This is a genomic window from Rathayibacter sp. AY1E2 (genome assembly GCF_002932325.1).
Lineage (GTDB): Bacteria > Actinomycetota > Actinomycetes > Actinomycetales > Microbacteriaceae > Rathayibacter.
This window is the reverse complement of sequence record NZ_PSVO01000002.1, coordinates 138231-149861: the sequence shown is the minus strand read 5'-3', so window position 1 is coordinate 149861 and position 11631 is coordinate 138231. Positions and strand designations below refer to the sequence as shown.

Here is an 11631-nt window from a genome sequence, read left to right as displayed (position 1 = left end):
TCCGGGGCCGTCGGCGTTCCTGCGGAGGCTCGGAGCCCGCCTCGCCCGCCGTGAGGACTCGCCGCGCGCGAGAGCCGAGACGAAGCCGCCGGCGAAGGTGTCGCCGAGGCCGATCGTCGTCGGCCGGTCCGTCTCGAGGACGAGCCCGGGGACGCAGCAGGCCTCGAGCGTCGACTCCACCGCTGCGCACACCGCTTGCGAGCCGGGCTGGGGAGGGAGTCCGCCGACGCGGTCGTAGTCGGCGGCGGTGAAGCCGTCCCCGAGGAGGTCGCGGAGCTCGGTCGCGCGGATCATCTCGTCACCGACGCCCCGCCGCCCCCGGAGCTCGAGGAGGCCCTGCGCGACAGGGGAGTGGAGATCGTGCTCCCGGCCGGTGCGGCCGCCCGGGAGCGCTGACCCGCTCCTCACAGCACGTTGATCGCGGTGGCACGCCAGCGCGCGTCCGTGCCTTCGAGCCGGATCGCGACGGCCCGGCTCCGTGCGCGGTGATGCACCAGCACGACTCCCTCGACGACACCGTCCCGCGGCTCCGTGACGATCACCCGTCCGACCGTGAACGGGACGCGCTGCGCCGTCCGCTTCCGCAGGCTGCGGGCGCGAGCCGCGAGCACGACCCGCTTCTGCAGGTGGTGGTAGACCTCGTCGCTCAGCCACCGCGCGATCTGGTCGATCTCGCGCGAGCCCTCGAGGATCTCGATCACGAGGTGCGTGAGCCGGGCGAGCAGGGGCTCCGGGTCGGGCAGCTCCGCGCGGGTCGCAGGCTGCGGGGCGAAGAACTCCGCGATGGTGAGCCGCTCCACGGCCGCCTCGGGGTCGAGGGGGAGGGTGCGGTAGTCGAAGGCGTGGAGGGGAAGGCTCATGCGGCGATCTCCTGGGGCAGGACGAGCTGTTCACGGGTCCGGGTCACCTCTCTGCTCGACGGGCGGGGCGCGCTGGGTCGGCACGCGAGGACGACCTCATCGAAGCAGTCGAGGGATGCTCATGGAGTGCAGAGGCGCAGACTGTGGATAATCGTCGGCCGGCCCGAGCTGTGGACAGCGAGCCCGGCGTGCACCGCCCGGCCGCGCCCTAGGCTTGTCGGGTGTCGACCCTCAGTGACCTCGTCCTCTCCCACGGCCGATCCGACGAAGCGGACGTCGAATGGCTGCACCTGCTCGTCGGCGACCTGCAGCTGCTCGCCGACCTGGCCTTCGCCGACATCGTGCTCTGGGTGCCCACGGCCGACGACAGCTTCGTCGCCGTCGCCCACGCGCGCCCCAGCAGCGCGGCGACGCTCTTCTACCGCGACTTCGTCGGGCAGAGGATCAAGTCGGAGTGGCGCGCCCAGGTCGTCGAGGCGTTCGAGACGGCGCGGATCGTCGACACCTCCGCCCCGGACTGGTTCGAGGAGACGCCCACCCGCGTGCGCGCGGTGCCCGTCCTGCGCCGCCTGGGAGCCTCCGACGGCGGGACGACGGACCGCCCCATCGCGGTCGTCACACGCCACACCAACCTCAGCGAGACGCGCACGCCGAGCCGGCAGGAGTTGACGTTCAACGACTGCGCCAACGACCTCTTCTCGATGATCGCCTCGGGCGACTTCCCCGATCTGGGCGCGCCGACCGGTCCTCGCCGCGGGGCGCCGCGCGCGTCCGACGGCCTGATCCGCCTGGACGTCGACGGCGTCACCACGTTCGCGAGCCCCAATGCACTCTCGGCGTTCAACCGCATCGGCTTCGCCGACGAGCTCGAGGGGGAGTCGCTCGCCGAGGTCACCACGAAGCTGATCGCGGGGAAGGTCGTCATCGACGAGTCGCTCCCGCTGGTCGTGACCGGCCGGGCGCCGTGGCGCACCGACATCGAGGCCCGCGGAGTGACGGTGTCGCTGCGCGCGATCCCGATCCGCGACCGCGGCGAGCGGGTCGGCGCCGTCGTCCTGTGCCGCGACGTGACGGAGCTGCGCCACCAGGAGCGGGAGCTCATCACCAAGGACGCGACGATCCGCGAGATCCACCACCGCGTGAAGAACAACCTGCAGACCGTGGCCTCGCTGCTGCGGATCCAGGCCAGGCGCACCCACTCCGACCTCGCCCGGGAGGCGCTCACGCAGGCGATGCGCCGCGTCGCCGCCATCGCGGTCGTGCACGACACGCTCTCGGAGGGGCTGAACCAGAACGTCGACTTCGACGCGGTCTTCGACCGGGTGCTGCTGCTGATCGCCGAGGTCGCCTCGACCCACAACACCACGGTGCACCCGAAGCTGACGGGGAGCTTCGGCAATCTGCCCAGCGAGTACGCGACTCCGCTCGCCCTCGCCCTGACCGAGCTGGTCACCAACGCCGTCGAGCACGGCCTGGCCGGACGGGAGGGCGACGTGGAGATCGTCGCCTCGCGCAGCGATGACGAGCTCACGGTGAAGGTGCGCGACACGGGCGTCGGGCTGCCGGAGGGCAAGGTCGGATCGGGCCTGGGCACGCAGATCGTGCGCACGCTCATCCAGGGCGAGCTCGGCGGCACCATCGACTGGCACACGCTGGTCGGGCGCGGCACCGAGGTCACCATCGAGGTGCCGCTGCGGTGGCTGGAGCGCGCCCGCTCCTGAGCCCGGAGACGACGCGACCCCCGCTGCCGAGAGGCGACGGGGGTCGGGGTCGTTCGTGCCGCCGAGCGGCTCGTGCGCCTAGGAGGCGCGTCGTGCGCGGGCGGCGCGGCGCTTCAGGGCTCGGCGCTCGTCCTCGCTGAGGCCGCCCCACACGCCCGAGTCCTGGCCGGTCTCGAGGGCGTACTGGAGGCAGACCTCGGTGACGGTGCAGCGTGCGCACACCGACTTCGCCTTCTCGATCTGGTCCACGGCCGGGCCGGTGTTGCCGACCGGGAAGAAAAGCTCGGGGTCTGCGGTGAGGCAAGCGGCCTTGTCGCGCCAGTCCATGCGGGTGCTCCTTGTGTGAAGGCGTGCGTGGAGGAACCACGCAGTGTTCGGGTGGGATGATCGATCCACGCCGACGATCCCGACCAGTACTCGACCTCCGCGCCCTCACCGGCGCACGCCACGAGGCCCCGTGCTGGAGCGCGGGGTGGATCGGGGTGGTGGACGGGAGAACGCTCGGTTCTTGCCGGTGCACTCGACGCGATGCGCGAGCACTGCGTCGGCCACCCGGCTCCAGTGCTGGTCATCCGGCTCGCCCCCTTGCCTGACGGCGCGGCGGGATCGGATGTTCACATCGGCGGAAACCCACGACCCTGTGAGCGGTGAAACGAACTGGACTAGCCTGTCACGGGGATGAGCCCGAATCAAGAGTCCTGGATGGGATGTGCCTGTGACCGCTGACGCGAACGGGTCCCGCGGACCCCGCCCGACCGCCTCCCGGCCGCTCGGTCTGGTGGTGCTGATCGCGGTCCTGGCCCTCGAGACGCTCGCCGTCGCCGGGGTCGCGGCGTGGCTCGTGCTCGAGCTGCTGACGACCCGGGCCGACACGGTCGGCGGAGGGATCGCCATCGTCGTCCTCGCGCTGATCGCCGTGTGCTGGGCCGCCGCGACGACGCTCGGCGCCGTGCGACGGCGCGGCTGGATGCGCGCGTCGGCGCTGACGATCCAGCTGGTGATGATGGCCGTGGCGCTCGGCGCCTTCCAGGGCCAGTACGCCGTGCCCGACATCGGCTGGGCGCTGCTGGCGCCGGCCGTGGTGGCCGTCGTCGCGCTGTTCCTCCCGAGCGTGGTCGCCGCCACTCGTCGCGATCCGGCCGTGTAGCCGGACGGCTGGCGCGCCGCCGCTCGCGGGTGCGACGCTGGAGGGACCCCCTCCTCGACACGGAAGCGACGCGCATGGACTCCACCCGACTCGGCTCCAGCGGCCTGCAGATCTCCTCGATCGTCCTCGGCTGCATGAGCTTCGGCGCTCCCGACCGCGGGGCCCACGGCTGGAGCATGGGCGAGGAGGAGTCGCGGACCTTCCTCCGGCGGGCGCTGGACCTGGGGATCACCACGTTCGACACGGCGGACGTCTACTCCGACGGCACGAGCGAGGAGTTCGTCGGCCGGGCGCTCGCGGACTTCGCGGTCCGCGAGGAGGTCGTGATCGCCACGAAGGTCCACGGGCGGATGCGCTCCGGCCCCAACGGCGGCGGCCTCTCGCGGCGGCACATCCTCAGCGCTATCGACGACAGCCTCCGGCGTCTCGGCACGGACTACGTCGACCTCTACCAGATCCACCGCTGGGACCCCGAGACGCCGATCGAGGAGACGATGGAGACGCTCCACGACGTCGTCCGCTCGGGCAGGGCGCGCTACATCGGCGCCTCGAGCATGTGGGCGTGGCAGTTCGCGAAGGCGCAGTACACCGCGGATCTGGGCGGCTGGACGCGGTTCGTCTCGATGCAGGACCAGTACAACCTGATCCAGCGCGAGGACGAGCGCGAGCTGCACCCCTTCTGCGTCGACCAGGGAGTCGGCGTGATCCCGTGGTCGCCGCTCGCCCGGGGACGGCTCACCCGCGACTGGGACGAGACCACGGCGCGCACCGAGACCGACGTCTTCGGCGGCACCCTCTACCGCCAGCAGGAGGAGGCCGACCGGCGGACCGTCGCGACCGTCGCACGCATCGCCGAGCAGCGCGGCGTGCCCCGTGCGCAGGTGGCGCTCGCCTGGGTCCGGCAGCAGGAGGCGGTCACTGCTCCGATCGTCGGAGCCACGAAGCTCCACCACCTCGACGACGCGGTCGCGTCGCTGGACGTGGAGCTGACCGCCGACGAGCTGGAGGCGCTGGGCGCCGACTACGCACCGCGCGCCAACGAGGGGTTCTGATCCGGCCGATGCGCCACCGCTGATCCGCCCGAGCGGTCTCCGCTATGTTTCCTCTCGAAGATGACGGAAGCTCGGATCGGGAGGCGGCATGGCGAGGAGTGCTGGGGATCCGTTGGGGGCGCGCTACCGCCTGCTCGAGCGGATCGGCTCGGGTGCCGCGGGCGAGGTGTGGCGCGTCGCCGACGCGCAGGGGCCGGACCGCGCGGCGAAGCTCCTCCGCGGTGAGCACGTGCACGACGCGGGCCTGGTCGAGCGGTTCGTCCGTGAGAGGTCGGTGCTCACCCGTCTGCGGCACCCGCACGTCGTGGAGGTGCTCGACCTCGTCGTGGAGGGGGAGACGCTCGGGATCGTGATGGAGCTCGTCGGCGGCGGATCGCTGCGGGAGCTGCTGCGGGACGAGGGCACCCTCCCGGCGGTCGATGCGCTGCCCGTGGTGGCCTCGATCCTCGACGCTCTCGCCGCCGCGCATGCGATCGGCACGGTCCACCGGGACGTGAAGCCCGACAACGTCCTGCTCGCGGAGGGTGCGGACGATGCGGGCTCCGCCGTCCGCGTCTCCGACTTCGGCATCGCTCACGTGGTCGCCGAGGGGCCGCGCGCGACGACGGGTGTCATCGGGACGCCGGAGTACCTCTCGCCCGAGATGCTCGCCACCGGAGCGGCCGGCCCGCCGAGCGACGTCTACTCGACGGGGATCCTGCTCTACGAGCTGCTGTGCGGCCGGACCCCGTTCGCGGGCCCCGGCGCCGACGTCGCGGTCGCCTACCGGCACGTCGCGATGCTCCCGCCGCCGCTGGATCTGCCGCCGCGGCTCGCGTCGCTCCTGGACCGGATGCTCGCGAAGGATCCGGCGTCGCGGCCGACGGCTGCGGAGGCGGCGGGGATCCTGCGTCGCCTCTCCCCGGCGCTGGCCGGGCTGGCGGCGCTGCCGCTCGCGGCGGGCGTGGCGGAGTTCGAGGAGGCCGAGCGCCCGGGCACGGTCCTCCGTGGGATGGCGGTGGAGATGTCGTCGGAGCCGGTGGAGGAGGGGCCTGCTCCCGAGCTCGGCCCGTCGTCGCAGGCGACCGTGCTCCGCCCGGTGCCGCGCCGCGAGCTGCGCCTGGCGGAACGGCCGTTCGAGGCTCCAGCTCCGCGGAGGCGCGGCGGACGTCTGCGGATGATCCTCGCCGCCGTCGGCGCCGGCGTCCTGCTCATCGGGGCGGTGCTCCTCGCCGTCCAGCCGCGCGGCGGCGGAGCACCGGTCTCGGCGCCGGATGCCGACCCGTCGGCCCGGCAGCAGGACCGGCCGCTGCCGACGGGCCTCGGAGTGACGCGATCGGCCACCTGGGACGCGGAGCGACGGGCCGTGGTCGTCGAGATCTCCTACTCCGCCCAGAGCGCGCCCCTCTCGGGGTCCTTCCTCGAGGTGCTGCCGGGCCCGGACGCGGCGGCGGCGTGCCCCGCGGCCAGCTGGTCCGGAGTGACGGCGGTGCGCAACCGGCCGAGCGTCACCGGAGTCGGGGTCGGCTGCGGTTGGAGCCTGACGGACCTGCACGTCCCGGCGCAGGGGATCGTCGACGTCACGGCGACCGTGCCGATCGCGGTGGCCGAGCAGAGCGCCCTGGACGGGTGGCTGGCGGCGGCAGCGTCTGCGACGGCACAGGCCGTGGCCGACCCTGCGGTCACCGGGACGGCGTATCCCGTGCAGCGGCTGCGGGATGTGCGGATCGAGACTCCCGCGCGGACGGTCGGCCGGACCCCGCTGCCGGTGACGCTGGTGCCGGTCTGGCCGAGCGGGGCCGACCCCGTGAACCCCCTGCTCGCGACGCCGTCGTCCGCGCCGGCGAGCAGCATGCTCGAGGCGATCGCGGGCGGAGTGGAGGGCGTTCGCTTCAGCGACGGCTGCAGCGGCGCGGTCGCCGTGTCGTCCGACGGGCTGACGGTGACCGCCCTCACGGTGATTCCGTCCTGCGAGCTGCGCGCCCGAGTGGGCGCGTTCTCGGACCTCTCGAGCAGTCCCTTCGCGATCACCACTCGCGAGTGAGTCGACCTCCCGCGCCAGTGTCGAGCCGTCGACGCCACGCGAGCCGTCTGTGCTGTCTTGCCTTCTACCATGACGAGACATCTTCATGAAACGACGGTGGAGTGGGGAGCGGGCGGGACGGTCCCGTCCGCAGGGGTAGAAAGGTGTGATCCATGTCACGTGTTCTCTCGACCGACGAGGCGAAGTCCGCGATCCAGCAGATCCAGTCGATCGTCAACGGCGGCCTCGCCGATCAGATCAGCCGGCTCGACGCACAGGGGCGGACACTGTCCGATCCGAACGTCTGGGACGGTCCGCTGGCCTCGCAGTTCCGCTCGTCGACCTGGCCGGAGACGAAGTCGGCCCTCGAGAAGGCCAAGCAGGAGCTCGAGGAGCTGCGCAGCCAGTTGGCGACGATCTCGCAGAACATCTTCGCCGCCGGCGGAGGGAGCTGACCGGCCGTCCCGCCCCTGCGTGCTCCGGCGAGCGGGGGCGGGACGTGCTCGTCGTCTCCGCGCTCCTTCCTCTGCGCACCTCCATCGGTGCGTCTCGGAGTGATCGGAGCGCTCTCGAGGAGGACGCGCCGATCGACTCGGTGGCGGAGGCGCGATCACCCGCCCGAGGGCGCTGATCAGCCGCCGTCCGCCGGCGTCGGCGAGACCGACTGCACGAAGTGGATCTCGCCGTCGAGGCTGACGAAGCCCCGGCCCACCGTGGGCGGGACGGGGAAGCGCCGCGGGATCTGCGCGCCGAGGAGAGTGCCGTCGTTGTCGACGTCGGGCTGGAGCAGCAGCACGGAGCGGGAGGCCGCCGCCTTCTTCGTCCAGTTCCCGAAATGGCTGCGGAGCTCGCTCGACCGGCCGGCCAGCACGACGCAGAGTCCCGGGCGACCCGACGAGACCAGCCTCATCAGCGCCTGGTCGGTGTCGTCCCAGCGCTCGGCGTCGTCGAGGAGGAGCAGCACGGGGCCCTCCTCCGTCGACAGCGACGCGAGGAGGGTGCGGAGCTCCTCCGCGCCCACGGCGAGTCGGTCGAGGTCCGCGCCCCTCAGCGGGGAGCGTCGATCGCACACTCCCCAGACGGCGACCGAGCCGGCGGCCCGCGCCGCCTCGGCCAGGGCGAGCAGCACGGTCGACTTGCCCGATCGGACGGGTCCGGCGATGACGACGTGCTCGCCCTCGAAGACCTGGAACGCCAGCGGGGCGAGGTCCGACTCGCCGAGGCCGATCGGGAGCAGCCACGGCTCGCGATCGAAGCAGGCCTCGATCCCGAGTGCGCTCACGGCGACCCTGTCGGGAAGCGTGCCGACCGTGCTCGTCCTGCCGCGCGCATCCGGCCAGGCGGCCGCGAGCTCGGCGATCGCGTCGTCGAGACCGGCCCTCGGAGTCGCGACCTGCGTCTGCAGGAGCGACGAGGTGAGAACGCAGCGCCCCGGCACCGCTGCCGGCGCCTGCACCGGCTTCACCCCGGCGGCGGCGTAGTCCTGCGGGTCGGCGAGGCGGAACAGCCACTTCTGCGTCGTGACCTCCTCCATCACCGAGGGGATAGCCCTCGCCCGGGTGCTCGTCACCGCGAAGTGCAGGCCGAGCTCCGGTCCGTCGGCGTAGGCGCGGGTGAACGCCTCCATCAGAGCCAGGCCCTCCCAGTCCTGGAACTCGTCCTTCAGAGTGGCGAGACCGTCGACGAGCACCAACGCACGACGGTGGCCCCCGGGCGATGCTCGGCGCCGGCGCACCTCGTCGCGCAGGTGACGGAGGAACCGGGTCTGCTTCTCGTGGGATCCGCCACCTGCTCCGGCGTAGGAGACGGTGTGCGGGAGTCGCGCGAGCGGGGCGGAGTCGCGGGAACCGGCATCGAGGACGTAGAGGTCGAGCTCGTCCGGAGGGAAGTGGCGGGCGGCCGTCAGTGCGATCGACGCGAGCGCCGTGCTGGTGCCGCTGCCGGGGATGCCGATGAGGAGCAGGTTCCCCTCGCCCAGATCCCAGCCGGCCGGCGTCCGGCGCTGCCGGTCGGGGTCGTCCGAGAGTGCGACGTAGAGGACGTCGCCGACGACGCGACCGAGGTCGGACTCCTCCGCGCCGAACCCGCTGAGGGCCACGATGTCCTCGAGCGGCTCCGGCCAGATCGGGCGGGGAGGGCCGAAGCCCGAAGCGGCGTCCGCCTCGACCACCGCGTCGATCAGGAGGTCGAGATCGGTCGGGGCCGTCTCGTCGGCGGCGACCGGGGAGGGGCCCTCGACGGGGACGCCCGTGGGTCCGACCGGGCGGACCTCGATCGCCTCGACGGCCGCCGCCTCCGCGCGACCGGTGACCAGCGCCGTCTGGACGGGCGAGATGTCGTTCTGGCCACGCTTCACGTACGCCCGGCCGGTCTGAGAGCGGGAGATCCCGGCCGCGCTCGCGACTCCGATCACGTCGGCGGAGTCGTCCCGGCTCTGCACCCGGAGGGCGACGCGGAGGTTGGTGTTGGCGAGGATGTCGTCGTTCACCACTCCGGCCGGACGCTGGGTGGCGAGGATCATGTGCACGCCGAGCGTCCGGCCGACCGCGGCGACGCTCACGAGGGCCGTCAGGACGTCGGGATGCTCCTTCGCGAGAACGGCGAACTCGTCGACGACGAGCAGGAGCCGCGGCATCGGCTCCGGCGGCGAGGTGGCCCAGTACGCGTCGAGGTCGTCGACACCCTCGCCGGCGGCGGCGAAGAGCCGCTGACGACGCCGCATCTCGGCCTCGAGCGAGCGCAGCGCGCGGTCGGCGAGCTGGGCGTCGAGATTGCTGATGGTGCCGATCGTGTGCGGGAGCCGCTCGCAGGACGCGAACGCTGCACCCCCCTTGAAGTCGATGAGCACGAAGGTGAGGCGCGTCGGATCGTTCCAGGCCGCGAGGCCGGCCACGAAGGAGCGCAGGAACTCGCTCTTGCCCGAGCCCGTGGTGCCGCCGACCAGGCCGTGCGGGCCGTCGGCGACGAGATCGAGCACGAGCGGACCGTGCTCGGACGAGCCGACGGGCGCGCGCACGCCCCGGGCGCTCGACCACCACCCCCGGACGTCCGCGGCGGTCGGACGATCGGCGCCCAGGAGCGGCGGCAGCCGCACGAGCGCGGCGAGGGCCGCCCCCGCGGTGACGAGCTCCGGGTCCTCGAAGCGCGCCAGGTCGCGCGCACAGCGCTCGGCCGTGGAGGAGGCGAGACCGGCGAGCACCACGTCCTCGACGGTGATCCGCTCGTCGGGCCGGGAGAGGAGCGCCGAGGCGTCCGCTCCGACTCGGACGACGACCGTGCAGGAGGCGGGGAGCTGCTCCTCCGACGCCGCGAGGACGAGGCCGGAGATCCGGGTCGCCGCCTCGCGCTCGCCGCGGCCGAGTCCGAGGAGTTCGCGCGCCGGAGCGGCGCGTCCCTCGGTCAGCACGTCGGAGTCGAGCACCAGGAGCACGCGCGGCGAGTCCTCGTCGCGGAGGGCGCGGAGGAGCTCGGAGCTGCGGTCGCGCCGGTCGGAGAGGCGGCGTCCGCCCCCGGGCAGACGCGTGTGGGGTAGCCAGGAGGCCCAGCTCCAGTCGGAGTCGCGTCGCCGGTCGCAGAACACCCCGATCGCCAGGTCGGCCGGACCGCAGTGGACCGCCGCCTGGCAGAGCAGGCTCCTCGCCAGAGCGAGGCCGCCCTCGCGGTCGCCGACGATCCCGACGACGCCCGAGTCCGCGAGATCGATGGACACCGGCGCGCTCGGGACGACGCTCACCGCGAGGATCGCGCGCACCTCCTCCTCGAGCCGCGGCACTCCGCGCTGATCGAGCGGGGGAGACCACGGGACGTCGCCGACGCCGATGTGCAGGCGGAGCACATCGGCGGAGGTCGCGCGCCGCTGCCACAGCGACGTGGCGGGCAGCGCCGCCCGGCGGATCGTCGTCGCCGGGTCGGGCGCGTCCTCCTCGAGGCGGGCCCGTTCGACACGCGCGGAACGGGCGATGGCGTCGCGGAGCGTCTGCAGCGCCTCGCCGTAGCGCTGCTCCTCGGACCGGGTCGCTCGGGCGTGCCGGTGCCGCTGCTCGAACCACATGCCCACCCCGGCCACGGGGCTGAGCGCGGCGAAGAGGGCGTAGCGCGCATCGCCCATGATGAGGACCATCGCGAAGGCGAGGACGAGCGGCGCGGCGACGGTGATCACGCTGAAGGTCGTGGCGGAGGCGATCTCGAGGCGGGCCGGCGGGACGACCGCCTCGCCGACCGCCGGACGTCCCGGTCGCGGCGGCCGGTTGAAGGGCACGGTCGCCGTCGCGGTGACGTTGTCCGTGCTCCCCGGCTCGGGCGCGAGGAGCTCGGGAGGCGCGGGGCGCAGGCGGAGAGCCGCCCCACCGGCGATCACGACCGCGGCGTCGGAGACGAGGACCCCGTCCCCGGTCGCGGAGACGCCGTCGACCAGAGTGCCGTTGGTGCTGTCGGCGTCGCGCACCCGCAGGCCGTCGCCCTCGCGGGTCACCGAGAAGTGCTCCCAGGAGGCGCTCGCCGTGTCGAGGACGACGTCGGCGTGCGGGGAGCGGCCCACGATCAGCGCACGGCCCCGCGGGATCTCGACCACGGCTCCCGCGCCGAGACCGCCCGACAGCACGGCCGTCCACCCGCGGGCCGCGGCAGGTCGGGGCAGGGGGGAGCGGGCGATCCGCGTTCCCTCGAGCAGCAGCAGATCGGCCAGCCGGGTCTCCACAGGATGCAGGGCGGTGTCGACGGCGAGGGCCGTCCCGGGCGGGAGGCGGTGCCCAGTGGCGGTGGCGATCAGCTCGCCGAGTGTCGCGGAGTCGCGGTGGCGGCCGAGGTCGATGTCGGAGCGGGTGCCGTCGAGATCGAGGAGGAGTCGCAC

The 11631-nt window shown here is 73.3% G+C and carries 8 protein-coding genes; 5 read left to right on the top strand and 3 right to left on the bottom strand.

The window, feature by feature from the left end; genetic code table 11:
* Positions 1-404 precede the first annotated feature (404 nt).
* Entirely contained in the window at positions 405-860 is a 456-nt protein-coding gene (locus tag C5C49_RS02750) for an Rv3235 family protein (RefSeq protein ID WP_219812134.1), read from the bottom strand.
* A gap of 221 nt (positions 861-1081) precedes the next feature.
* On the opposite strand from C5C49_RS02750, the gene C5C49_RS02745 reads away from it, so the two are divergent.
* Positions 1082-2581 (top strand): sensor histidine kinase, encoded by a 1500-nt coding sequence (locus tag C5C49_RS02745; RefSeq protein WP_104224128.1) that lies wholly within the window; start codon positions 1082-1084, stop codon positions 2579-2581.
* A 78-nt stretch (positions 2582-2659) separates the two neighbouring features.
* Here C5C49_RS02745 and C5C49_RS02740 read toward each other — a convergent pair whose 3' ends face one another.
* Positions 2660-2908 carry a WhiB family transcriptional regulator gene (locus tag C5C49_RS02740; protein WP_055788231.1) on the bottom strand — a complete coding sequence of 83 codons (249 nt, stop codon included), beginning with the start codon at positions 2906-2908 and terminating at the stop codon, positions 2660-2662.
* A gap of 388 nt (positions 2909-3296) precedes the next feature.
* On the opposite strand from C5C49_RS02740, the gene C5C49_RS02735 reads away from it, so the two are divergent.
* From C5C49_RS02735 to C5C49_RS02720, 4 genes are all read left to right on the top strand, one after another.
* Positions 3297-3728, top strand: a complete 432-nt coding sequence (locus C5C49_RS02735; protein ID WP_104255262.1) for a hypothetical protein — start codon at positions 3297-3299, stop codon at positions 3726-3728.
* A gap of 74 nt (positions 3729-3802) precedes the next feature.
* Entirely contained in the window at positions 3803-4780 is a 978-nt protein-coding gene (locus C5C49_RS02730; RefSeq protein ID WP_104283369.1) for an aldo/keto reductase, read from the top strand.
* Positions 4781-4892: 112 nt separating this feature from the next.
* Positions 4893-6803: a serine/threonine-protein kinase gene (locus C5C49_RS17435; RefSeq protein ID WP_308471223.1), complete on the top strand. Its 1911-nt coding sequence runs from the start codon at positions 4893-4895 to the stop codon at positions 6801-6803.
* A gap of 152 nt (positions 6804-6955) precedes the next feature.
* Entirely contained in the window at positions 6956-7237 is a 282-nt protein-coding gene (locus C5C49_RS02720; RefSeq protein WP_104224124.1) for a pyrophosphorylase, read from the top strand.
* Positions 7238-7413: 176 nt separating this feature from the next.
* Here C5C49_RS02720 and C5C49_RS02715 read toward each other — a convergent pair whose 3' ends face one another.
* On the bottom strand, positions 7414-11631 hold the full coding sequence (locus C5C49_RS02715; protein WP_104345357.1) for an FtsK/SpoIIIE domain-containing protein: 4218 nt from the start codon (positions 11629-11631) through the stop codon (positions 7414-7416).

Bases quoted from the DNA above. Each gene is read 5' to 3' on its own strand.
- C5C49_RS02750 (WP_219812134.1), bottom strand. From the start codon at position 860: ATGAGCCTTCCCCTCCACGCCTTCGACTACCGCACCCTCCCCCTCGAC.
- C5C49_RS02740 (WP_055788231.1), bottom strand. From the start codon at position 2,908: ATGGACTGGCGCGACAAGGCCGCTTGCCTCACCGCAGACCCCGAGCTT.
- C5C49_RS02730 (WP_104283369.1), top strand. From the start codon at position 3,803: ATGGACTCCACCCGACTCGGCTCCAGCGGCCTGCAGATCTCCTCGATC.
- C5C49_RS02720 (WP_104224124.1), top strand. From the start codon at position 6,956: ATGTCACGTGTTCTCTCGACCGACGAGGCGAAGTCCGCGATCCAGCAG.